This window comes from Mucilaginibacter ginkgonis, from assembly GCF_009754905.2.
GTDB lineage: Bacteria > Bacteroidota > Bacteroidia > Sphingobacteriales > Sphingobacteriaceae > Mucilaginibacter > Mucilaginibacter ginkgonis.
On sequence record NZ_CP066775.1, the window covers coordinates 2,002,569 to 2,025,588 of the forward strand.

The 23,020-nt window shown below is 44.7% G+C and carries 20 protein-coding genes; 5 read left to right on the forward strand and 15 right to left on the reverse strand.

Annotated elements, in window-relative coordinates:
* Positions 1–82: 82 nt before the first annotated feature.
* The 12 genes from GO620_RS09350 to GO620_RS09405 all read right to left on the reverse strand — a co-directional run bounded on the left by GO620_RS09350 (position 83) and on the right by GO620_RS09405 (position 13,922).
* Complete coding sequence (locus GO620_RS09350; protein ID WP_157526020.1) at positions 83–1,516, reverse strand: Glu/Leu/Phe/Val family dehydrogenase; 1,434 nt, start codon at positions 1,514–1,516, stop codon at positions 83–85.
* A 42-nt stretch (positions 1,517–1,558) separates the two neighbouring features.
* The gene (locus GO620_RS09355; RefSeq protein WP_157526022.1) at positions 1,559–1,762 is read right to left on the reverse strand and encodes a CcmD family protein; all 204 of its coding nucleotides are present in this window, start codon (positions 1,760–1,762) and stop codon (positions 1,559–1,561) included.
* Entirely contained in the window at positions 1,763–2,437 is a 675-nt protein-coding gene (gene ccsA / locus GO620_RS09360) for a cytochrome c biogenesis protein CcsA (protein ID WP_157526024.1), read from the reverse strand.
* A 539-nt stretch (positions 2,438–2,976) separates the two neighbouring features.
* Positions 2,977–4,128 carry a carboxypeptidase-like regulatory domain-containing protein gene (locus tag GO620_RS09365; RefSeq protein ID WP_198173588.1) on the reverse strand — a complete coding sequence of 384 codons (1,152 nt, stop codon included), beginning with the start codon at positions 4,126–4,128 and terminating at the stop codon, positions 2,977–2,979.
* 108 nt (positions 4,129–4,236) lie between these two features.
* The gene (locus tag GO620_RS09370; protein WP_157526028.1) at positions 4,237–4,920 is read right to left on the reverse strand and encodes a heme exporter protein CcmB; all 684 of its coding nucleotides are present in this window, start codon (positions 4,918–4,920) and stop codon (positions 4,237–4,239) included.
* 64 nt (positions 4,921–4,984) lie between these two features.
* Positions 4,985–6,910 carry a response regulator gene (locus tag GO620_RS09375; protein ID WP_157526030.1) on the reverse strand — a complete coding sequence of 642 codons (1,926 nt, stop codon included), beginning with the start codon at positions 6,908–6,910 and terminating at the stop codon, positions 4,985–4,987.
* 146 nt (positions 6,911–7,056) lie between these two features.
* Positions 7,057–7,890 carry a CheR family methyltransferase gene (locus tag GO620_RS09380; RefSeq protein ID WP_157526032.1) on the reverse strand — a complete coding sequence of 278 codons (834 nt, stop codon included), beginning with the start codon at positions 7,888–7,890 and terminating at the stop codon, positions 7,057–7,059.
* A gap of 3 nt (positions 7,891–7,893) precedes the next feature.
* A complete protein-coding gene (locus GO620_RS09385) occupies positions 7,894–11,337 on the reverse strand; it encodes a response regulator (protein ID WP_157526034.1) in 3,444 nt (1,147 codons plus the stop codon).
* A gap of 115 nt (positions 11,338–11,452) precedes the next feature.
* Positions 11,453–11,869, reverse strand: a complete 417-nt coding sequence (locus GO620_RS09390) for a hypothetical protein (protein ID WP_157526036.1) — start codon at positions 11,867–11,869, stop codon at positions 11,453–11,455.
* Between the two features lie 3 nt (positions 11,870–11,872).
* Entirely contained in the window at positions 11,873–12,202 is a 330-nt protein-coding gene (gldC, locus tag GO620_RS09395; RefSeq protein ID WP_157526038.1) for a gliding motility protein GldC, read from the reverse strand.
* A gap of 6 nt (positions 12,203–12,208) precedes the next feature.
* Positions 12,209–12,481, reverse strand: a complete 273-nt coding sequence (locus GO620_RS09400; RefSeq protein ID WP_157526040.1) for a hypothetical protein — start codon at positions 12,479–12,481, stop codon at positions 12,209–12,211.
* A gap of 100 nt (positions 12,482–12,581) precedes the next feature.
* Positions 12,582–13,922 (reverse strand): DEAD/DEAH box helicase, encoded by a 1,341-nt coding sequence (locus tag GO620_RS09405; protein WP_157526042.1) that lies wholly within the window; start codon positions 13,920–13,922, stop codon positions 12,582–12,584.
* A gap of 357 nt (positions 13,923–14,279) precedes the next feature.
* On the opposite strand from GO620_RS09405, the gene GO620_RS09410 reads away from it, so the two are divergent.
* The 3 genes from GO620_RS09410 to GO620_RS09420 all read left to right on the forward strand — a co-directional run bounded on the left by GO620_RS09410 (position 14,280) and on the right by GO620_RS09420 (position 17,197).
* Positions 14,280–15,617, forward strand: coding sequence for a dihydroorotase (locus GO620_RS09410; RefSeq protein WP_157526044.1), 1,338 nt, complete (start codon positions 14,280–14,282; stop codon positions 15,615–15,617).
* Positions 15,618–15,821: 204 nt separating this feature from the next.
* Positions 15,822–16,820, forward strand: coding sequence for a N(4)-(beta-N-acetylglucosaminyl)-L-asparaginase (locus tag GO620_RS09415; RefSeq protein WP_157526046.1), 999 nt, complete (start codon positions 15,822–15,824; stop codon positions 16,818–16,820).
* 14 nt (positions 16,821–16,834) lie between these two features.
* A complete protein-coding gene (locus GO620_RS09420) occupies positions 16,835–17,197 on the forward strand; it encodes a DUF2200 domain-containing protein (RefSeq protein WP_157526048.1) in 363 nt (120 codons plus the stop codon).
* Positions 17,198–17,318: 121 nt separating this feature from the next.
* On the opposite strand, the gene ccsA (GO620_RS09425) is transcribed toward GO620_RS09420, so the two are convergent.
* The gene (gene ccsA, locus GO620_RS09425; protein WP_157526050.1) at positions 17,319–19,793 is read right to left on the reverse strand and encodes a cytochrome c biogenesis protein CcsA; all 2,475 of its coding nucleotides are present in this window, start codon (positions 19,791–19,793) and stop codon (positions 17,319–17,321) included.
* Positions 19,794–19,796: 3 nt separating this feature from the next.
* A complete protein-coding gene (locus GO620_RS09430; RefSeq protein ID WP_157526052.1) occupies positions 19,797–20,207 on the reverse strand; it encodes a cytochrome c maturation protein CcmE domain-containing protein in 411 nt (136 codons plus the stop codon).
* A gap of 431 nt (positions 20,208–20,638) precedes the next feature.
* Here GO620_RS09430 and GO620_RS09435 point away from each other — a divergent pair, with 431 nt between their 5' ends.
* A complete protein-coding gene (locus GO620_RS09435) occupies positions 20,639–21,973 on the forward strand; it encodes a peptidoglycan DD-metalloendopeptidase family protein (protein WP_157526054.1) in 1,335 nt (444 codons plus the stop codon).
* 271 nt (positions 21,974–22,244) lie between these two features.
* Here the strand turns inward: GO620_RS09435 and GO620_RS09440 are convergent, their stop codons facing one another.
* On the reverse strand, positions 22,245–22,775 hold the full coding sequence (locus GO620_RS09440) for a transposase (protein WP_157526056.1): 531 nt from the start codon (positions 22,773–22,775) through the stop codon (positions 22,245–22,247).
* A gap of 9 nt (positions 22,776–22,784) precedes the next feature.
* Here GO620_RS09440 and GO620_RS17325 point away from each other — a divergent pair, with 9 nt between their 5' ends.
* Positions 22,785–22,907, forward strand: a complete 123-nt coding sequence (locus GO620_RS17325; protein WP_262895005.1) for a hypothetical protein — start codon at positions 22,785–22,787, stop codon at positions 22,905–22,907.
* Positions 22,908–23,020: the final 113 nt, after the last annotated feature.

Sequence of the window (23,020 nt, forward strand, 5' to 3'; positions counted from 1 at the left end):
AGATTGAAATAGCCTAAGCCCTCAGAAACAAAAAGCCCCGGCATGTTTCCAAACCGGGGCTATAAATACATTTATTGACCGATCACGGCCAAACACCAAGGTTTTGGTATGATATCGCGATCTTGTTTATAGAACCTACCAAAGCGGCAGTACGCATAGTATCTATCTTAGAATTGCCTTTGTAAATACTGCGGATCTCGTGGTAAGAGCGGATCATGGTATCTTCTAAGCCAGAGTTAACCAGTTCTAATTCGGTAGCGCCTTTCACAATGGCATTGCGTTGTACATCTGTTAATGCCACACCAGTAATACCTTCTACCATGTTTACCAAATTTTTGTTGGCATTTTCTTCGAAGCGGCGGTTCATACGCCCAAACGCTACGTGCGAAAGGTTCTTTAACCATTCGAAATAAGAAACGGTAACACCGCCGGCATTGGCGTACATATCAGGGATGATGATACCACCGTTTTTATAGAATATCGCTTCAGCTTCGGGACTGGTTGGTCCGTTAGCACCCTCTGCAATTATTTTGGTTTGCAAACGGCCAACGTTCTCAACCGTAATTTGATTTTCCAAAGCAGCAGGCACCAAAATATCGCATGGCTGCTCCAAACCTTCGCCTGAATTTTTGAATTCTTTGGCACCAGGATAACCTAAGATAGAGCCGGTTTCTTTACGGTGCTGGAAAACGGCGTCAACATCAAGTCCGTTTTCATTGTAGATGGCGCCTTCGTATTCGCAAAGGCCAACAATGGTAGCACCATATTCTGCCAAAAATTTAGCAGAATAAAAGCCTACATTACCAAGGCCCTGCACAATCACACGTTTGCCATTGATACCGGCAGTTAAACCGATGGCTTGCATATCTTCTGCAACACTTACACACTCGCGCACGGCCATTGCCACGCCCCGGCCGGTAGCCTCTCGGCGGCCCGCAATACCGTGCAATGAAAGTGGTTTACCGGTTACTGCACCTAGTGAATCCAGCTGACCAGGGTTCATTGTTGAATAAGTATCTGCAATCCAGCCCATTTCGCGCTCGCCTGATCCATAATCAGGGGCCGGAACGTCTGTACTTGGGCCAATAAAGTTTTTCTTGATCAATTCCACCGTATAGCGGCGGGTTATGTTCTCTAACTCTTGTACTGTATAATTCTTGGGGTTGATCTTGATACCACCTTTAGCGCCGCCAAATGGAACGTTTACGATAGCACATTTATAAGTCATCAAGGCGGCAAGCGCCATTACTTCGTCCTCGTTAACCATATCGCTGTAGCGGATACCGCCTTTAGTTGGCGACTGGTGGTGCGAGTGTTCTACCCTCCAGGCGTCTATCACCTCGAAACCATTGCCTTTACGTATAGGAAAACGGAAACGATAAACGCTGTTACATGATTTTATCTGGTCTAACAGGCCGGCATCATGCTGGGTAAACTGTGCTGCATAGTCGAAGTTTTTGCACACATCTCCAAAAAAATGCGTGTCTCCGTATACAACATTAAGATTTGTAGCCATAATTAAAATATTAAGTAAATAATTGGTTCTGTTTAAGCGGATCTAACCGCGTTTTTCAAGTTTTTTTAAGCGGCTGTCCATCATGAATAAGTAAATGGCAAGCCCTACAAATACAATCGCGATAGTGCCAACAACCACGTATATGTAACCGTTGCTGCGCATAGTATCGGCCATTTCTACCTGTTGCTGCGCAAAAACGGGCATGTACGCTGCAAGCAAAATGATAAGGGTGAATAATTTCTTCATTTAGTCGATGTTGTTTTTTTTGTATTCAATTGCGCTCATGCGGTATCGCAAAGTTGCTACCCATACTGCTAAAAGGCTCCATCCTATAAATGCCGGATAAAGTACAATACGCATACGGTTGTCTAAGTCAAGCTTGCCAAATGCAGGGTTACCGCCATTACCGGGGTGCAAAGAATCCGTCATGCGGGGCAATACCATAATAAGTACTATCATTACCGGGAAGGCAAAAATGTTGTATACTGCCGATATCTTGGCGCGCTTTTGCTCTTCATCAATAGAATTTCTAAGCACCAGGTAAGCACAGTACAGTAAGAAAGCAATGGCCGCGCTGTTTTGTTTAGGGTCATTGCTCCAAAATTCGCCCCAGGTATACTTGGCCCAAAGCATGCCGGTAACCAACCCAATAATAAAAAAGAATATGCCCGTATTCGCGCATTCAACAGCGATAAGATCATACTCCGGCTTTTGAGTTGAAAGATATTTAATGCTGTAAATAACCGAGATGGTGAACACCGTGAACATGGCCATCCACATGGGCACATGAAAGTAAACATTGCGAATGGTCTCGTGCATTATAGGCAGCCTTGGTACGCCCAACAGCAAACCCGCGAAGAGGGTATAAAAAATGATCAGTACGGTAAGTACTTTCCACCAGGTTTGGTATATAAACTTCATGCTGTTTAAAACCCTGCAAAGTTAAGCAAATAACCAATTTTTACTATGCATGCATAAAAATTTAACAGGGTTACAATGCTTGCCAATTTACACTAAGGATATAGTATTTAAAGACGGTTTTAGTTTAAGAAGTAGTTACCTATTGGAATTTGAAAAGGTTGATTCGTGAAATAGTTTTGATGTTTAGTAAATACGTTTCTTAAATTTTCAGTGTAAAGTTTAAGAGTAACTGCTTGTGATAATTAAAATCTGCAACATTAGCATTCTTGTGGAATAGATTTCCAGGGTAGTATTCTAGGTGCGCTGTCATGTAAATTGGGCGTTACTAAAACAATGTTGTGGCCGTGATTTACGCTCATACTGCACAACGCCTTAGCCACAGGCTGGTATCCGCTTCAATCGCTAACTCAACTCTCGTAAACCCTGATCCGCATAGTCATCGGGAGGGGTCGGGCCATACGCTGTATCTGCTGCTCATGATGCCGCTCCTGTCCGTAACGCTGTTCGCCCGCCAAAGATTGCACTACATTATTTTGTTACTAATTCTTCACCCCTTCAGGCAAATAATCAACCGGTAGCAATTGCGCCACTTTAGAAAGCGACCAGTTGCCTTCATACAAAGTATTACCCGGCGATACCACCACGCCGTTGTCGTCAAACAAAACATAGTCATTGTATAAGGTAATGATGCTGGTCTCAAAGTTTTCCATATCCAGCGGGCGGTAAAGGTCCTTAAAGTCAAAGGTCTCTTTCTTTTTTGTGTAAACTACATATAAACAGCCCGGGAAAGCCATGGCGTATATACCCGGCATTTGCGTTGGGTGTAAAACATTGTCAACTTTTAGCGGCTGTCTGATGAGGTGTTCATCATATTTGGGCAGCTCTTCTAACTTTGCCCAAAACATCACCGAGTCGCGGTTGCCGGCAGCTTTAAATTTATCCAGTTTTTGCTGTATCAATTCTTCCGATGGTCGCTGTAAGTTCGGCTTTCGCTGCAATATGCGTATCACAAAACCGTCCTTATCCATCGTGTTATGAATAAGCGATCGATAAAACTGCATGGCGGAGCCGTAATAGATCTCTTCGCGGCGGGCAGCCCATTTGGCCTTTTGCGCTGCTGTTCCCGGTAGTTCCTGATAAAGCACTTTACCTGTCCAGGAGATAATATGGTTCAGGTTGTCGCTTTTAAATTCCTTTAGTAATATCCTTAGCTTGTAACCAATGGCGTAATTATCGATATCTAAAAAGTCATAAGAGTAGCCTTCCAGGTATTTTTTGGTTTTATGGTTAAGCAGGTTAAGGTCTTTAGGGTTGATGATCTTACACAGCTTTCCATCCGGCGTATCGCCGATAAAATCTTTTAAAAACTGTTCATAATTGCGTTTCCAGCTGCCGCCGCTGGTGATCATCACCTCGCGCAATTGCGTAACTTTAGGTACAACCTCGGCTTTTATGGTAATCGGGTTTTTGCCTACTACAATCGTTTGCAGATAGTCTTCGTAGCCTAACGAAGTCACTACCAATTCATACTGTCCGGGTTTTACGTTGTAGAGCGCGAATGTACCGTCGGCAGCGGTTGATGTTCCAAAGGTGGCGTTGCTTAGAAACACACTCGCATGGCTCAACGGTTCGCCGGTGCTTTTAATAGTCACCTTGCCGGTAATGGTGCCGGCTTGTGCCAATACTTTCATAGAAAAAAGAAGGCAGGCAATAAGGGTACAGAAATAGCGCATTTACTTAACTGCCGTAATTTTAAGCGGATTTAATGAAGTGTTGATGAACCAAATTTAGCAGAAAAATTAATCCTGCCACAGGTAAGGGAATAATATCAGCGAGGCCGCTACCACCATTACGTTAACCGCACACAAAATGCCGATGTTGGCGTAGCCGAAACTACGCTCGAGCCCATCCATGGCAATCTTGCTGGTTTTAATCAGTAATAAAATAACCGGGATGATGATAGGAAAGCTTAGTACAGCCATCAGTGTTCCGCCATTTCCTGCCTTAGCGGCAACCGCGGCTATCATCGTAAATACCGTTGCAAAACTGATGCTGCCTAACAGAACGACGATAAAATAATAGAGCCCATCGCCTACCGTGTTCACAAAAAATAACGAGTAAACCAACAAAGTTAGCACGCTTAATAATGTCATTAACAACACATTATAAATGATTTTGGCCAGAATTATGGCTTGCGGACTTGCTATTGAATAGTAATACAACATGCGGCTTTTACCTTCCTGCAAAAAGCTTTTGGCAATGGCATTAACCGCGGCGAAAAGCATGATGATCCAAAAAAGCACATTCCATACTAGGGGATATCCCGTGCTGCTAGTGAAGCCCGCGCTAAGATTAAACGAGATATAGCAAACGAACACTGTTGAAACGATATAGAGCAGCACACCATTAAAAGCGTACTTGGAGCGCCACTCTAACAAGATCTCTTTTTTAAGTAAAAACAGCGTATGCCTAAGCGTTTGCATTACGCAAAGGTAGTTTAAAAGTGGCTAAACTACGGAAGGGCTTAAAACCGAAACTTTGAGATATTTACTTACCTATCAACTTGCCGATCATACCATGCAATTCGTGCGGCTGGAACGGTTTTACTAATACATCATTCATGCCGCTGGCGAGCGCCTCAGCCTTTTCATGGTCAAAACTTGCTGCTGAAAGTGAAATGATGGGCACGGCTTTGCGGCCGTCATGCGCTATCTGGCGTATGCGTTTAGCAGCTTCATAACCGTCCATCTCAGGCATGTGGGTGTCCATCAAGATCACGTCAAAGTCGTTATTGGTAGCAGCTTCTACAGCTTTAACGCCCGTATCGACAATCTCCATATTGATATTCCAGCCTTTTAACAGTTTGGTCATCATAAATTGATTAACCATGTTATCCTCGGCCACAAGTACCTTCGCGTTGTCAAATGGCGGCAGGTCTTTAGCCTTAAGTTTCGCGTCTGCCGGTTGGTTAATGTTCTCCACTATATCGTACCAGTTGGTAAATGTAAATTTGCTTCCCTTGCCGGGTGTGCTGCTTACAGATAAATCGCCGCCCATTAGTTCAGCTAGTTTTTTTACGATGGCCAGCCCTAAACCTGTGCCGCCGTACTTTGCAGCTGTGTCATCATCTGCCTGTTCAAAAGCGTCAAAGATCCGTTGCAGTTTCTCGTCAGAGATACCTATACCGGTATCTACAACGTTCAGTTCTATTTTAATCCGTTTCTTTTCAGTATCAAGAATCTTGCCATCTATACTTACATAACCCACATTGGTAAACTTAATGGCGTTGCTTACCAGGTTCATCAATATTTGGTTAAGCCGCAGCGAATCAACCATAACATACTGCGGCATCGCAGCCGGCATGTCAAGTATCAGCTCGATATCTTGCTCATCGGCTTTGTACTTTAAAAGGTCATAAACAGATTGGGCGACATCACGGATGTTGTTTGGTGCAGGAGATATGTTAAACTTGCCGGCCTCTATCTTTGAAATATCCAATACATCATTAATTACCCCCAACAAAGATTTAGCGGTGGTATTAAGCAGGGATATTACGTTCTTCTGCTGATCGTCTAATTGGGTTTTGGTCAGCATATCGGTTAAGCCGATTATACCGTTCACAGGCGTGCGCAGTTCATGGCTCATGTTAGCCAAAAAATTCTCTTTAACCTTTTTGCCATACTCTGCCGCTTCCTTTGAGTTGATCAGTTCGGCCTGATAATTCTTTTGATTGGTAATATCGCTAATATTAACAAATAAGGTACTGCTGCGGTAACTAACCCGGCATTCTACCCAAATGGTATGACCATCAACATGCTGAAATTTGCACTCGAAAGCGCTAAAGGCGCTGTGATCTTTAACCGCTTGCTTTAGGTGGTCTGCGAACGATACCTGTTCTTCCACAGGAGCGATTGTGGTTAAATTTTTACCAATTAACGATGCCGGGGTGTAGCCCGTGATTTTCTCTACCGCCCTGTTGATAGTTACGACTTCTAAAGAGTCGGCATTTAGTGTGCAAATGATATCGGCGGAGTTCTTGACGACAATAGCATAGTTCTGCAGTTCTTCGTTTTTCTGCTTCAACTCCCTGCGGCTTTTTGACAATTGGATAAATGAATCTACTTTGGCAGCGGTTACGTAAGGGTCCAGCGGTTTAAACAAATAGTCGATCGCTCCCGCGCCGAGGCCTCTCACCGCGTATTTGGTTTCTTTAGATATCGCGGTTACAAAAAGCACCATGATATCGCGTGTACGCGGATTTGATTTAAGCATCTCTACCAGTTCAAAGCCATCCATTTCGGGCATTTGAACGTCTACAAGCGCAATGGATATATGATTGTCCCAGGCTATTTTTAGCGCCTCATTGGGAGATGTGGTTGTAAATAAATGGATATCATCGCGTTGCAACAATGCTTCGAGGGCGATAATATTCTCCAAGCGATCGTCAACGATCAAGATATTGATAGCGTTCATGCAAGTCTAAGTAGATAAGGACAGTGTCAGAAACAGCACGCCACACAAAAAGCGCACAAATTCTTTCCGTAAAAAATCATGGATATTTACGTGATGTCTTTTTAGATAGTTTTCAAAAGTGAAAAAAATATTCCCAATAAGAGTAATCAGATTTCAATCTTTTGGTAAATATTCTCCTTTTGATTGACGGTTTTAAACTTCTTACGGAAGCTTTCTGAACGGATAGCCTCCTTGTTTCCAAGGCATAAAAAACCGAACGGGCAGAGGCTGCGGTAAAAAAGATCGAGGATTTTTTCCTGCAAGTCGGGCTCAAAATAAATGAAGACGTTACGACAGCTAATGAGCTGGAATTCGTTAAATATCTGATCTGAAATTAAGTTATGCAGCGAAAACAATGTTTGCTGTTTTAACTCGCTGTGAATGCTTGCCGCATCATACATCAATGTAAAGTGGTCTGTGATGGTTCCGGGTAAACCTGTGAGGTTGTAGTTTTCGGCGAACTCCTTTACCCTGCGTAATGTATAGATACCTTTACGTGCAGTTTTTAACACGTCGGAATTAATGTCTGTCCCGTAGATAAAAGATTTCTCTTTTAGGCCAAGCTCCTTCAACAAGATTGCCAAAGAATAAACTTCCTCGCCGGTAGAGCAGCCTGCACTCCAGATTTTAATGTGTTGATACGACGACAGGTACGGCAGCACAGTATCCTTTAAAGCACGATAAAAATTCGGGTCGCGGAACATCTCTGTAACGTTTACCGTAATCTCTATCAAAAATTCTTGAAAAAACTGCTCGTCATTAACCAGCGAATATTTCAGGTCTGCAAACTCCAGCTTTTTAAGCTGCATGATACGCACGATCCTACGCTTAAAAGACGCTTTAGAATATTGCGAAAAATCAAACCCGTGAATTTCTTTTATGATATTTACAAGGTCTGCTATTTGCTGTGGTGTAATGTTATCGTAAACCGGGGCAGCCATCTCTTAACTCACAATCCACAACTGCATCAGCGAAATTAGCCTGTCAATATCAACAGGTTTGGTTATATAGTCATTTGCCCCGGCTGCTATACATTTGTCGCGGTCGTCTTTCATGGCTTTTGCTGTAAGCGCAATCACCGGCAGTTTAGACCACTTAATGTTTTTTCTTATCTCGCGTGTAGCTTCGTAACCATCCATTTTCGGCATCATAATGTCCATCAGTACAATGTCTATGCCATCAATCTCATCCAGTTTTTGTAAAGCCTCTTCCCCATCATTGGCGATCTCAACAACCAGGTCGTAGGTCTGCAAGGCACTGCTCAACGCAAATATGTTGCGCATGTCATCATCCACCAACAATACTTTTTTGCCTTTGAGGGATTCTTTGCTTAAGCCGCCGCCCTTTTTAACCATCGGGTTGGCAACAGGTGCAACCGGCGATGCCGAGTTTAATTTGTGCAAGAACAGGTTTACTTCATCAATCAATCTGTCCGAAGATTTATTGGTTTTTACCACCATCGCGTTGGCGTATTGCATCAGCCTGCTCACCGAGTTTTTATCTAACTCCATAGCCGTGTTAACGATGATCGGTAATGATGCGAACTTGTCAACCGCTTTGATCTTGTCTAAAAGATCGAGGCCCGAAATATCCGGCAGGTTTAAATCAAGTATTACGCACTGGTACTCGTCTTGCTGTAACATCTCAAACGCGCTTTCGCCATCAAAGGCTTGCTGTACAGTAATCCCTTGTTTCTGCATCAGCTCTTTCAGCGCATCACTTTGTGCCTGGTGGTCTTCAACTAACAATATCTGCTTTATCTGGCTGCCGCTTTGTTTAATGATATCGCCAAATAACTTGTCGATCGCCTCTGCCTTTATAGGCTTTTTCATGAAGCTGATGGCGCCTTCGCTTTTTACTTTCTTCTCAGCAGCTTCACCGGCCGACATCAGGTGCACCGGGATATCCTTCAAATCAGAAACCTGTTTCAACTCCTTCAAAATCTGCCAGCCATCTTTACCCGGCAGCATGATGTCAAGAATTACCGCATCGGGCATATTATCAGCAATAATTTGAACCGCGTTAGTACCTTCATTAACCAATATGGCATTGTAGCCATGATCCTTAGCGTAATTCTCTAATATATCAGCAAAGTTTTTATCGTCCTCAACGATCACTACCGTTGGCGGGCGGTTGGGATCGATATTTTGCGGCCTTGCCAAAACAGGCATTTGTACCTCGGCAGGTTCAAAGCTTTCTACCGTTGGCACTGTTTCTTCTTGTTTTGCTACCTGTTCTGCGGCCGTTACCGGAATAGTAAGTATAAACTCGCTGCCTTTGCCCGGCTCGCTGATGAGCGACAGATTTCCGCCCAGGAGGTTCGCTAATTCCCGGCTGATGGATAATCCTAAACCTGTGCCGCCGTATTTACGGCTGGTTGAGCCGTCTGCTTGCTGAAAGGCTTCGAAAATGAGCTTCTGCTTATCGGCAGGGATACCAATACCCGAATCTTTTACACTGAAGCTGATGGTGCCCGGTGTTTTACCTGCAGATGCAGTAACTGATATTTGGCCTTCTTCGGGCGTAAACTTAAACGCGTTTGATAACAGGTTTTTAATTACCTGTTCTACACGCACTTTATCTACAAGAATATGGCTTGGTGCGGTGGTAATCTTTTTGCTGAAGTTGATGCGCTTGTTACTTGCGGTTTCGGCAAAAAGCATTTCCATATCGTCAACAATTTCCTCTACGGCAATGCGCTCATTCTGCAATTCAAATTTACCCGACTCGATCTTAGCCAGGTCAAGAATGTCATTGATCAGCGTCAACAAGTCATTACCCGCGTTGAAAATCACGCTTGCGTATTTGATCTGCTCTGTCGACAGGTTATCGGCTTTGTTGTCTTTAAGTATCCGCGCAAGCACCAAAATACTGTTTAACGGCGTACGCAACTCGTGACTCATATTGGCCAGGAACTCCGACTTGTAACGACCGGTAGTTTCCAGCTCCTCAACCTTTCGGCTGATGTCCAGGCGGGCTTCTTCTATTGCCTGGTTTTTTTCTTCCATCAAACTGGCTTTCTCTTCCAGTTCTGCATTAATTGTGCGCAGTTCCTCTTGTTGCACTTTAAGCTCCTCTTCTGATGCTTGCAGCATTTCAGTCTTGCTTAACAACTCCTCGTTGGTTACACGCATTTCCTCCTGCTGTGCCTCCAGTTCTTCGGCTTGCTGCTGGGTTTCCTCGAACAGGTTTTGCATTATGGTACGTGCCTGAGCGGTATGCAACGCCACGCCGATATCTTTTGCTACCAGCAAAACGTAGTCCCTTATAGAATCATTTAGCCCATTCTGGTAAGCCAATTCCATAACGCCCATCAGCTTTTTATCAAAGAAAACCGGGACGATAAATACCTCTGACAATTCCTGACTGATGATAGAAGTTTCCAACTCGAGTTTTTGGTTCAGGCTGCCTTTAATGGTTGCTGCCTTTTGATCTTTGGCAACCTGCCCTAACCAGCTTTCAGACAGTTTTATGTTTTTCTTGATCTTGCTTAAATCGTGGAAGGCGTAATATGAGCACAGTTCCAGTTCGTCCCTGTCTTCATTAAACAGGTAGAAAGTAGCGCTGATGGCTTTTGTGTAATTAGACACTTCTGCCAGCACGTTGTCTGCAAGTTCCTGCTCTTTTTGCTGCCCTTGCATTTTCTCATTCAGCAGGCCGGCACCTGTAAGCAGCCAATTCTTTGCTTCATTCTCGCCAAGAATTATTTCTAACTGGCCGTTAGCATCTTTTATCTCGGCCTCTATTTTCTTTTGCTGATCGAATGTTTTTTGGATGTAAAGGAACAGTACTATGATAATGACCAGGAAAATAGATGAGCCGCCAACAATGGTCATAATAGTGAAGGTGGCTGCTTCCTCTGTCCGGGTTTTACGGGCAGTAAGGATCTTGCTTTCCATCTCATCTATAGCCGCGATCAGCTTCCTGATATGGTCCATAGATTTTTTACCGTTTTGCATCAGCTTATTATCAACCAGGTATTGCAAGCCTTTTTCTTTACGGTCGGTAATATTGTCGCGAATGATATTGAGGCGTTCTGTAGCAGATTGTACCAGCGAGTCGATATTTTTACTGCTTACCTCATCGTTTTGCGACAACGTTTTAAGGCCGGCCAATACGGGAGCAATATTAGCTTCGCTGGTGTGGAAGGGTTCCAGGAATTCGCTTTCGCCTGTAGCGAAATACCCGCGCGCGCCCGTCTCTGCATCTATCAAATATTGCAGCACCTGGCGCGACGACTTTATGATCTGCTGGCTGTGGTTAACCTTTTCCTGGTCGCTTTGCAGCTGACGGATACTGGTGTAAGAGAAAATACCGACAACAAAAACAAGAATAATTGCGATCGCGAAGCCGGTAAGCACCTGCTGCCTGAAACTTAATTTTAGCATGGTTGAAGTAGAGTTTAATCAATACGTACAGGTGTTAAGCCCGCACATTTGTTTTCACAGTCAAGTATACGTAATTATTAAACGTAGAGTTGGGAGAAAGCGAAATTTGTAATTTTTAGACAGATGGCGGCGGCACCTTTTTATAAACAACTTGTTTGGTATCAACACGGCTGCCGATAATTGCCAGGAAACTGCCGCCGAACAACACTGACCAGCCCCACCTGAATTTTATGAGGTGCGATAATTTGGCCGAGATATTTTTGAATGGAATAAAGCTGAACGAGGTATGTACCTTAACAAGTGCGCCAACATATAATATGACTATCAGCAGAAATAATGTCCAGGCAATAGCCCTGCGCAGCTGCGGCTTAAATGAAGCGATACCTCCAACCGCGACAACAAATATCACAACGCCATAAGGTTTATTCACCGCATACAAATTCCAGTCGAAAAGGTAGAACGGCCTCAGCAGCGGGCAGTAAGTGCCAACTATAACCAGTACAAAACCAAGCAGTGCAAGTATGCGTCGCATGTGTTACTTACTTAACTCCATCTTTTCTGCAAAGTGTGCGCAATAGTCGCGCAGGTCTTCAACAATATTTTCCTCGCCGGTGGCGCGTAAAAAACTGTCGCCCATGGTCATTAGCGTTTCGTAAAAGAAACGTTTCATCTGGTCTACGGGCATGTCCTTTGTCCAAAGGTCAATGCGCAACGTATTCTTATAATTATCGTCCCACAAAGCCAGCATCATCGACTTTACGGGCAAGGCTTCCTTTTCCTTCGAGTCGGTCGACTCCCACATGATGGTTTCGGGAACATTATGGTCGTCAAGGTCTATAGTGAGTTTAATTTCAGCAGTTTTCATTCAGTGTTATTTAACCAGTAAAAAGATAATGGCCGTCAAAGTTATAAAGCTTAGTTCAACCCACCATACGTTTTTAAGTTCCTTAAAGTAATTGCGGAAAATTATATCCAGGAATGACACAACTACCGCAAACAGCAAAAATATCCAGCCAATGGCAGCTGACAGGTGGTTATATACACCGCTGCTTGCCACAGTTGCCCCGCCATAGATCCACACGTATACCGCAATGAATAGAAACGCGGCCGTACAAAAGTTTAGTGGTGTTAGTTTGAATTTCATTAGCCCCTCCCTATCCCTCCCCTAAAAGGGAGGGTTTGAATTTGTTGTGATCGTGACCTCTTTTTTGAAGCCCTCTCCTTTGGAGAGGGCTGGGTGAGGCCTATTTTCTTTTAGGTTTATAATACTTCTTCTTTGAAGCGTCTTTCAACTTTTTAATGTAAGCCTTTTTTGCATCGGCTCCCTCTTTGGTATTTTCCAGTTTCTTTTCGTGGAAAGCACCTTTAAAATCAGGGTTTTCTTTACGCTTCTGCATGTCTATCTCGCGGGCCTGTGCCTGGCGCTCGTCATAGCTAATGGCTTCAACAAAAACATCTTCGGGCATTTGCTTTACTTCGATGGTTTGCCTGATGAGCTTTTGAATCTTCTGCAGGTAGTAATTCTCGGCCGGGTTGCAAAAGGTTATAGCTTCGCCAAGATTAAGTGCCCTGCCCGTACGGCCAATGCGGTGCACGTAATCTTCTATCACCACCGGTACGTCAAAGTTGATCACGTGGCTCACATCGTTCACGTCTATACCGCGCGCAACCACATCGGTAGCCACCAATATCTTCACCTCATCATTTTTAAATGAGTTGATAGAGTTTATGCGTGTATTCTGCCCTTTGTTGGCATGCAGTACTTTTACCTGGGTATCGTCGTACTTGCGTACAAGAAATTTATAAACATCTTCTGCCGAAACACGGGTTTTACAAAAGATGATCATCTTTTTAATGTCTTCGGTGTTATCCAATATCCAGCGAAGCAGATTGATCTTTGTTTTTACACCCGGCACAACATATACCGACTGTGTTACCGTAGCCGCCGGCGTAGCCTGCGGCGTAACCTCGATCATTGTTGGGAATTCCAAAAAATTAGCAGACAGTTGCTGCACTTTATCAGACATAGTAGCCGAAAACAGCAGGTTCTGCCGCTTGCGCGGAACAACTTCTAAAATGCGGTTTATCTGCGGCATAAAGCCCATATCCATCATCTTGTCAGCTTCGTCAAGCACCAAAACCTGCAAAGGTTTAGTTTGGATATGACCTGCCAGATAAAGATCCAGGTAACGGCCCGGCGTAGCAACAATGATATCTACACCCTTGTTCAATTGCTCTATTTGCGTTTTGGGACCTAGCCCGCCATACAGGATAACAGTACGCAGATCGGTATATGCCGAGAAGGTTTTAACATTCTCCTCGATCTGGATTGCAAGTTCGCGGGTTGGGGCTATAACGAGCGCGCGGGCGTGCTCGCCTTGCGCATACTTTAGCCTCATGATCATGGGCAGCACGTAAGCAGCAGTTTTACCCGTGCCCGTCTGCGCTACCCCCATTACATCCTGACCGTTCAATATTGGCGGAATGGCTTTTTGCTGTATCGGCGTTGCCTCTGTATAACCGGCATCAGTAATGGCATTCAAAACCTGGCGGTTAAATTTAAAATCTTCGAAGGCTGCAGACATGGGCGCAAAGATACGAAATTCCTAACCCTGTCTTAAATTGTGTAATGAGATGGATCTAAACATCTATAAGATGTGTTTTTAAATTTTTGGTGTAGTATAAGAATGAGGTGTACCCAGATATGGAATTGTTAGACAAAGATACTTCCATAGAATGTTTGGGATTGCAACGAAAAGAGCCTGATGTTAATTATCAAGATTTTGGCGTTCCCCTGTCCCGACAGCTATCGGGACGGGTCGGGCTATCCGTTACAAGTCCTCGCTACGCTGTGGGCTTTTCACTGCTATTCCTAACGCAGCTTGGCTCGCTCCCTCTCCTTCGGAGAGGATTGGGGTGAGGCTTTTTCCTATATTTGCCTCATGCCTTCTATCCTCATCAAATCTGCCACTGTTGTTAACGAGAACAAAATTTTTGTAGCTGATATTCTGGTGAAGGACGGAGTGATAGCCAGAATCGATAGCAACATCGATTCTCATGCTGACAATGTTATTGATGCCGAAGGTTTGCACCTGCTGCCGGGCATGATTGACGATCAGGTGCATTTCCGCGAACCCGGGCTCACCTACAAAGGCGATATCTTTACAGAATCGCGCGCTGCGGTGGCAGGCGGCATTACATCTTTCATGGAGATGCCGAACACGGTCCCTAATACGCTCACGCAAGAATTACTTGAATACAAATATCAAATAGCCGCCAAAAATTCGCTGGCCAATTACTCATTTTATATGGGTGCTTCTAATAGTAACCTGGATGAAGTGCTGAAAACTGACAGCACCAAAGTGTGTGGTGTAAAGGTATTTATGGGATCATCGACAGGGAACATGCTGGTTGACAACCCCGTTACGCTGGAAGATCTTTTCAGCAGATCGCCAATGTTGATAGCTACCCATTGCGAAGATGAGGCGACCATTAAAGCCAATCTGGCCCATTATAAAGAGTTGTTAGGAGATAATATTCCGGTAAAATATCACCCCATTATTCGAAGTGAAGAGGCTTGCTATTTATCCTCATCCATGGCAGTCGACCTCGCCAAAAAACACAGAACAAGGCTGCATATTCTGCACATTTCTACGGAAAAAGAAACGCACTTGTTCGACAACAATATCCCGCTGGCAGAGAAACGCATCACTGCCGAAGCCTGTATCCATCACCTGTGGTTTAGCGATGCAGATTATGAAGCAAAGGGCAATTTCATTAAATGGAACCCCGCCGTTAAAACCGCGCACGACCGAGAAGGTATTTTAGCAGCGGTACTGGGCGGCCGTATAGACGTTATAGCGACAGATCATGCGCCGCACACCCTGGAAGAAAAACAGCAGCCCTATTTACAGGCACCATCCGGCGGACCGCTGGTGCAGCACGCACTGCCCGCTCTATTGGAAATGTACCACCAAGGCAAAATCACGCTCGAACAAATAACTCAAAAAACGGCCCACAGCGTTGCTGTTTGTTTTCAAATTGAGAAGCGTGGTTTTATAAGCGAAGGCTATTTTGCCGATTTGGTATTGGTCGACCTAAAGAAACCGCAGGCCGTAAATGAGGATAACATTCTTTACAAATGTAAATGGAGCCCGTTTGAAGGCGACACTTTCAAGTCGTCAATTACGCATACTATCGTTTCAGGTAACTTGGTTTATGAGAATGGCAAATTGATAGATGGGACTACCGGTTCGCGAATGACCTTTGCACGAAGATAGGTTATCGAATCTCGCGTTAGCGATTGAAATGGAAAGCCCACAGTCCCGATTAAAATCGGGACGAGGACTTGAAATGGAAAGCGCGGCCCCGATGAAATCGGGGAAACGCCCAAAAAAGTAGTATACAACAAATTACTTAACGCCTCCAAAATCCAAGACGGATTGAATTTTTCAAGTTTCATCTTATAAATCCTATCTTACGGCATGAACTTTAACCGCCGTAAATTCATAAAATTGACCGCAGCAGGCGCGTCGCTTGCTGCTTTGCCAAAAAATCTTTTAGCAAAACCGCTACCTACATCAGGCTATCCCATCGTGATATCAACGTGGGACTTCGGCGTGGCAGCCAATGCCGCGGCCTGGCAGGTATTGAAAAATAACGGCCAGGCTTTAGACGCCGTTGAGCAAGGCGCGCGCATCCCCGAAGCAGATTTGAATAACCACTCGGTTGGTAAGGCGGGCTACCCCGACCGCGACGGTCATGTCACACTTGATGCCTGCATTATGGACGACCAGGGCAACTGCGGTTCTGTTGCCGGAATGGAAGATATTGACCACCCGATATCCGTTGCCCGTTTGGTAATGGAGAAAACCCCGCATGTAATGCTTGTTGGCGATGGCGCTCGGCAATTTGCGATTGAGAATGGTTTTAAGGCACAAAAACTGCTCACACCCGAGTCTGACAGGGCCTGGCACGAGTGGTTGAAGACGGCTAAATACAAACCCGAGATCAATAGCGAGAACAACTATAAACCCGGAAACAAGTATAACCATGATACCATTGGCATGCTGGCGTTGGACGCGAAAGGCAATATTTCCGGCGCATGCACAACCAGCGGCATGGCTTGGAAAATACATGGCCGGGTAGGCGACAGTCCCATAATTGGCGCAGGGCTATATGTAGACAATGAAGTTGGCGGTGCCACCTCTACAGGCGTGGGCGAAGAAGTGATACGCAATGTGGGCAGCTTTCTGGTAGTCGAGTTGATGCGTCAGGGGCACTCGCCCCAGCAAGCTTGTGAGGAAGCCGTTAAGCGCATCATTAAAAAGAAACCGCAAACCGCTAAAGACATACAGGTAGGCTTTTTAGCCATAAACAAAAAGGGAGAATATGGTGCCTTTGCCATTCAGCAGGGATTTACATATGCAGTTTGTAATGCAGAAAAGCAGGATGCGGTGTACAAAGGCAAGAGCTATTATTAGGAAAAAAGAATCATATGGTCACTACGCCCGAACATGATGCAAAGATCGCCAGGATAACCTTTTCATCGGTATATCCTCATTACGTTTCAAAAGTTGAAACGAAAGGCCGTACAAAAGAAGAATTGCACGAAGTGATCTACTGGCTAACCGGGTTTGACGCTGAGAGACTGCAATCGCTTATCGACTCAAAAGCTACATTCCAAACCTTTTTCAGAGAGGCGACCCTTAACCCTAACGCCCGGCTTATTACAGGTACTATATGCGGATACCGGGTCGAAAACATTACAACGCCTTTGACGCAACAGGTAAGGTATTTGGATAAGTTGATAGATGAATTGGCTAAAGGCAAACTAATGAAAAAGATTTTGAGAAAGTGATATCTTATGCGGTTGCAGACTTAGGTGCTTAAGGTGTCATTCTGAGGTTCTCAAAGCATGACACCCTTAAAGTTAACGCAATTCCCACATTTGCCGGATTCGCTTTTTAAAAAACGTAAGATTAATTACTCTTTGCCGCCCTTGCCGCTTCTCTTACTAACTCGCCGTTTCTGCGGAAGATGGACATCAGGATACCGATAACCATAATTACCGTACCGCTCCAGAAGAAATTAATGAACGGAAAATTGATAGCCCGCATTACGATATATGGCTTTTTGCTTTCGGGCTGCTGGTAAACCATTATCTCCATTTTATTTTGCTCGGGGATGATCTTGGTAAAGCGCAATTTTAATCCGGCATCTTCAACCTTGCGGGCAAAGTCGAACACATTGCCATCTTTGATCATAAATACCGGCTCGGCGATATAGGTTTTGCCATGCGATATCACTTCAAGGTTGGCACCTACGGCAACATCTTTATCCTTAATAGGAATATCCTTTAGCCTGGTTTCGTGAACTATCTTTTTAAGGGTCATGTATCCTTCGCGGAAGCGGATGGTATCGCCAACAGCAACAGTATGTTTTATTGGCGCTTCGTAGTTTTTGTCGTCTTCTTCCTCGCTATGGCCGCCCTGTTCTTCGTCCAGATCGCCTTTTATCGGCGCCATGGTAACGTGAGTGTACAAATCGTTGAAAAGGTAATGCTTAGTATCCGGCGATGATACCAAACCCATTTTATTGTTAGCCTGCGAATTCGGTTTCAGCACAAATTCCTGGGTTACTTTTCCGTTGGCATCTAATTTCTTATAATCAACCTTAAAATAGTGGTTCGGTGCTACTACAGAATCGCCAACGTAAGTCAGGATGTAATCATTCATCTTAACCGGCTGGTTTTTATAGAGCATAATATTTTCCTTCGGATTTGACGTTTTTGCAAACTCGTCGCCAAAGCCAATGCCGCTGTTGTTCTGCGAAACTACTTTGCTGGTACCTGCCGCGATAAGCGCGCCAACCAATATCAACCCAAAACCAATGTGCGCAACTGCAGAGCCTGCCAGCTTTAGCTTACCACTGAACGCGTCGGCTAAAACCTTGGCATTGCCCATAATGGTGTAGACGGCGCCCATCATCACCAGCGTAAACACAAAATGCAGACGGTAAATACCGGTTACATAAGAGATCAAACCGCCTGCTATGACAGAAAATACCAGATAAATAATACTTCGTATAAGAAAGCGCGTGCTATCGGTCTTTTTATATTTCAGGAACTGGCTAAAGCCCATCAGCAGGGTTACCACTACCGCGAAAGCTGCCTGTATCACGTTATAATGTCTTACAGGTTCTGTCGGCGGGGCCAGTTTGGTACCGAACATCCAGTTCCAAAGCGGGATAGATGTTACCAGTATGAGATGGAAGCAAGCCAGCGCCAGGAATATGGCACCAACAAACATCCAGAACTCGCGCGAGTACGTCTCCTCGTCTTTTTTAGTGATAGGCAGCTCTTTCCACCGGGAGGCCGTAAGCCATATACTCAATCCCAAGAAGATCAGCACATCTATTATGAGGTGCCACTTCATGCCAAGGTCTGTAAAAGCGTGTACAGATGTTTCGCCCAAAATACCGCTGCGGGTCAGGAATGATGCATACAATACCAGTACGAAGCTGATCAATACCAAAAACAAAGCTGTAAAATATGAATGCCCTGTGTTCTTGAAAACTATGAGCACGTGCACGGCGCCTATTAGCGTTATCCAGGGTAGCATCGAAGCATTTTCTACCGGGTCCCAGGCCCAGAAGCCGCCAAAGTTAAGCGACTCATACGCCCAAAACGAACCCATGATAATGCCCGTGCCTAAGATCATCACTGCGAACAATGAATAAGTAATTGCAGGCTGTACCCACTCTTTATACCTGCGCTGCCATAAGCCGGCAATGCCATAGGCAAATGGTACTACCATTGAAGCAAACCCTAAGAACAATGTTGGCGGGTGGATCACCATCCAATAATTTTGCAACAAGGGATTAAGTCCATTGCCGTCTTTTATGTATGATAGGTAATCTGGGCGGCTGAATATCGGGCCCTCTATCGCTTCACGGAGCAGTATAAACGGCGAGCTGCCTATGCGTGTGCCAAATAGCTCGACACCGATAAGCGTAGACGCGATCATGGCTTGCGAAAGGGCTATCACTGTCATAACAGGTTTTTCCCAGCCCTTTGCTTTCCAGATAAGGATGTTGCCCAAAACGGCTTGCCAGAACGTCCACAGCCAGAAACTGCCCTCCTGCCCTTCCCAAAAGCAAGAGACGATGTAGTAAACCGGCAACTTGGTAGATGAGTGCGCCCAGGCGTAATGGTATTCAAAAAGATGGTTGTAAATAATGTAGAACAAACACGCGCCTATGCCAACGGTGCTTAATGTATTGATCCAATAACCCCAGCGACCGAATAGTTGCCATGACCTGCTGCTGTTATCTTTTTCGACAGTTGCGAAGTAAAAACTTACTGCAGAAAATAGTGCCGAACCGAATGCTAAGATGACAAAGAATTGCCCTAAATGACCGGGTAAAAGGTGCTCGCCCTTAAAAGCTGTATCCATTAATTATATGCTGGCTTGCTTAGCCTTGTGTTCTGTGATCTCTACCTTGTCTTGCGTGTATTTAGACGGGCATTTCATTAATATTTTCGAAGCGTGGAACTCAGCGCCTACCATTTGGCCGGTAAGGACGATCTGTTCAGACCGCTCAAAATCCTGCGGTTTGGTACCGCTGAAAACTATCTTGCATTCCTGACCTTTATTGTCGGTCATGTAAAAAGAAAAGTAGTTGGCATCTTTTGCCGCGTCATAGTGCAGTTCTTTAGTTTTTACCAGATGCCCTACCACCTGTAGAGGCGCTTCGGTCTTTTTAGCATCTGTAAAACTGCCGTAAGTGCTGGTGCTTGAGTATGTGCTGATGATCACGGCAATTGCCACGGCAATAACAATGATACCTATGATAGCGCTTTTTTTCATGGATTACCTCTTCTGTACGAATGGATTGACAAAAATACAAAACGGATGGCGAATAATCTTTATTACAAAGCGTATATCTTATTTAGAATTGGTATAAAATAGGATGCGGATTTACCCGCCTTGCTATTCCGTCAGCTGATGGACAGGTGTAACATGTGACAGTTTCTCTAGTAATACTGACTTATTGGTATTTGACAAGATTTTGTCAGCATGGTAATTGGTTGAATATCAATCAAGCATAATCATGTCAGTGTTTCAGATTTGCTGTTTTTTCCGGAAAAATGTAACATGGAGTGTTTCAGGTGTTACACTGGCAAGGCTATGTCAGCAGCTGTTTTACAGCCAGTTTACGCAGTTTTTCAAAAATCCTTCGCAAGCGGGGATACCGTAGTGTATCAAAACTTTTAGTGTTTATATATCGTTCAATCCATATGGTAAGAGTGTTATGGCGATCGCATTTGGTGTGGCTGGTTTTGGCAGCGTTGCTGATGGAAAATTCTTGCAGTAAGGTGTCGGGTCCGATGGCGATATTTAAAAAGCTGTCGCCGCATGACCAGTATGCGCAAAGGCTTAAAGATGCCGGGCTCGACAGATCGGCCATGGGTACAAAATGGCTGCAAAGCGCAGATGGTGCTTTTACTAATGTGCTTAATGTTACCTTGTCTTATAAAGAAGTAGGCTACTTTGATGCTGTTAAGGTCCCGGCCTCGGCGGTTAGGTTCGACGTCAAACGCGGACAAAAGATACGTGTAACGCTGACCCATAAACCGGTTAAAGGTTTTATGATCTTCGCCGACCTCTGGAAAGAGAATGCTGGCACTAATCCTAAACTTTTATCTTCTGCCGACACTACCACAGGCATCCTGGAACAATCTGTTAGTGAAACCGGGAAATATATACTACGCCTGCAGCCCGAATTGTTGAAGAGCGGCGAGTATACCCTTACCATCACTTCGCAGCCGTCGCTTGGGTTCCCTGTTTCGGCTGTTGGCAAGCCGCATATTGAAAGTTTTTGGGGGGCCGACCGTGACGCGGGCGAGCGGAGGCACGAAGGGATAGACATTTTTGCACCTAAAGGCACCCCGGCGATAGCTGCCGCGAATGGCACCATCACCAATGTAGGCGAAAATAAATTGGGCGGACTGGTGGTTTTTATGCGCCCCGATGACGCGGACTACAACCTCTATTATGCGCATCTGTCGAAGCAAATAGCGCAAACCGGGCAAGCCGTTAAACTTGGTGACACTTTAGGCCTGGTGGGCAATACTGGAAACGCCGCCGGCGGGCCGACACATCTACACTTTGGCATTTATACCGGCAGCGGGGCGATAGACCCGCTGGCATTTGTAGACCGAGAAGTAAAACAACCAAAGCCGGTTACAGCAAGTTTGGATTTGCTAAACGGCACGTTGCAAGTGAAGTCGAAAACAACAAAACTACACGTCGAACCAAATGATAAAGCGCTAAGCATTGCAACCTTTCCGCAGAATTCGGTACTCACAGCCGTAGCCGCAACAGACGGATGGTACAAAATTATCACGCCTGACGGGTACACAGGTTTTACACCCGCCGCTAATTTGCGGGCGGGCAACACCCTGCGTTCGACCACTGCAAAAAACGCTATTACTGTATTAGACGCGCCGGACACCGCCGCCGCAAGAAAGAAAACAATCTCTGTTGCTGATAAAATGGACGTTTTAGGATTTTACAAGGGTTATCAGCTTGTAAAGTCGGGCGATGTTGTGGGATGGGTGGAGATGAGGTAGACACGAAACATTGCATTACTGACCATAGGCATTGGCAGATTCCGCAACTATCACTATAGTCAATGCTTTTGCATTTTTGTATTGACCTCTCCCCAACCCTCTCCGAAGGAGAGGGAGCCATATTGGAATTTGTCATTTGAGCCGTTATTGGTGGTACGCTAACAATAACCAGATATTTTTGAGCCGTTGTTGGTGTTGTTACCAACAACAAAAAATCAATTTTATGCCACGTGCTAAAATGCGGGTTCTTGGTGACAACTATAAGTCAACATCAGATACCCCTATGGTGAGTAAGTAAGTTAAAATGATCCAAACCGGATTCATAAAAATTTGCAGAAGAATAATGATAATCTTTAGTCTCTGTAGCCAGTTGCCATTTGTCTTGCAGCGGATTGTTATGAATGTAGTCTAACTTTTGCTCAAATACAGCCGGCGACCAAAGGTCAACGCTTAATGGATTTCTTTCCCAAAATTGATGGAGCCTGTCTTTCGCATTTACTTTAAAGAAATCGAGTTTCGGGTCCTCACTGTCTAACAGAATATATTTCATTTTCTGTGCGGTAAACTTCAAAAACCGTTGTTGTATGCTGCTCAATAAATAGCCGTCTTGAATTTGCCAGATTAGATGGATGTGGTTTGGCATTATGACAAACGCATACACCTCTATGTAACCACGCTCTTTTAGGAACTGCAGGCTGCTGACTATTACGTCTTTGAATTTATTGTCTTCTAGCAGACAATGCCATTTTAATATGGTAACTGTAAAAAATTGTGCATGATGGTCGAAATTTATGTCAGCCATGACACTAAAATGCGAGTTGTTGGTGACAACACCAACAACGGCGGGAACATCAACAATGGCGGGCTTGAAAAAGACCGCGTTAGGGATTGCAACGTAAAGCCCGCAACCAGCGCAGCGGGTGAGGACTTGTAGTGGAAAGCCCGACGCTGCGCAGCAGGGTAACGCCCTGTTTTGTTTAGCTTTTACATTCTTAGGTATTTTCCTCACTTGAAAAGCATTATAAATCAGGTACTCTTATTAAAAAA

What these genes read in the sequence shown, in the direction of transcription:
- GO620_RS09365 (WP_198173588.1), bottom strand. Translation starts at nt 4,128, where the DNA reads ATGAAAGTATTGGCACAAGCCGGCACCATTACCGGCAAGGTGACTATT.
- GO620_RS09410 (WP_157526044.1), top strand. Translation starts at nt 14,280, where the DNA reads ATGCCTTCTATCCTCATCAAATCTGCCACTGTTGTTAACGAGAACAAA.
- GO620_RS17325 (WP_262895005.1), top strand. Translation starts at nt 22,785, where the DNA reads ATGCGAGTTGTTGGTGACAACACCAACAACGGCGGGAACATCAACAAT.
- GO620_RS09350 (WP_157526020.1), bottom strand. Translation starts at nt 1,516, where the DNA reads ATGGCTACAAATCTTAATGTTGTATACGGAGACACGCATTTTTTTGGA.
- GO620_RS09355 (WP_157526022.1), bottom strand. Translation starts at nt 1,762, where the DNA reads ATGAAGAAATTATTCACCCTTATCATTTTGCTTGCAGCGTACATGCCC.
- GO620_RS09390 (WP_157526036.1), bottom strand. Translation starts at nt 11,869, where the DNA reads ATGCGACGCATACTTGCACTGCTTGGTTTTGTACTGGTTATAGTTGGC.
- GO620_RS09380 (WP_157526032.1), bottom strand. Translation starts at nt 7,890, where the DNA reads ATGGCTGCCCCGGTTTACGATAACATTACACCACAGCAAATAGCAGAC.
- GO620_RS09420 (WP_157526048.1), top strand. Translation starts at nt 16,835, where the DNA reads ATGGTCACTACGCCCGAACATGATGCAAAGATCGCCAGGATAACCTTT.
- GO620_RS09415 (WP_157526046.1), top strand. Translation starts at nt 15,822, where the DNA reads ATGAACTTTAACCGCCGTAAATTCATAAAATTGACCGCAGCAGGCGCG.
- GO620_RS09375 (WP_157526030.1), bottom strand. Translation starts at nt 6,910, where the DNA reads ATGAACGCTATCAATATCTTGATCGTTGACGATCGCTTGGAGAATATT.
- GO620_RS09400 (WP_157526040.1), bottom strand. Translation starts at nt 12,481, where the DNA reads ATGAAATTCAAACTAACACCACTAAACTTTTGTACGGCCGCGTTTCTA.
- GO620_RS09385 (WP_157526034.1), bottom strand. Translation starts at nt 11,337, where the DNA reads ATGCTAAAATTAAGTTTCAGGCAGCAGGTGCTTACCGGCTTCGCGATC.
- GO620_RS09370 (WP_157526028.1), bottom strand. Translation starts at nt 4,920, where the DNA reads ATGCAAACGCTTAGGCATACGCTGTTTTTACTTAAAAAAGAGATCTTG.
- GO620_RS09430 (WP_157526052.1), bottom strand. Translation starts at nt 20,207, where the DNA reads ATGAAAAAAAGCGCTATCATAGGTATCATTGTTATTGCCGTGGCAATT.
- ccsA (WP_157526050.1), bottom strand. Translation starts at nt 19,793, where the DNA reads ATGGATACAGCTTTTAAGGGCGAGCACCTTTTACCCGGTCATTTAGGG.
- GO620_RS09435 (WP_157526054.1), top strand. Translation starts at nt 20,639, where the DNA reads ATGGTAAGAGTGTTATGGCGATCGCATTTGGTGTGGCTGGTTTTGGCA.
- ccsA (WP_157526024.1), bottom strand. Translation starts at nt 2,437, where the DNA reads ATGAAGTTTATATACCAAACCTGGTGGAAAGTACTTACCGTACTGATC.
- gldC (WP_157526038.1), bottom strand. Translation starts at nt 12,202, where the DNA reads ATGAAAACTGCTGAAATTAAACTCACTATAGACCTTGACGACCATAAT.
- GO620_RS09440 (WP_157526056.1), bottom strand. Translation starts at nt 22,775, where the DNA reads ATGGCTGACATAAATTTCGACCATCATGCACAATTTTTTACAGTTACC.
- GO620_RS09405 (WP_157526042.1), bottom strand. Translation starts at nt 13,922, where the DNA reads ATGTCTGCAGCCTTCGAAGATTTTAAATTTAACCGCCAGGTTTTGAAT.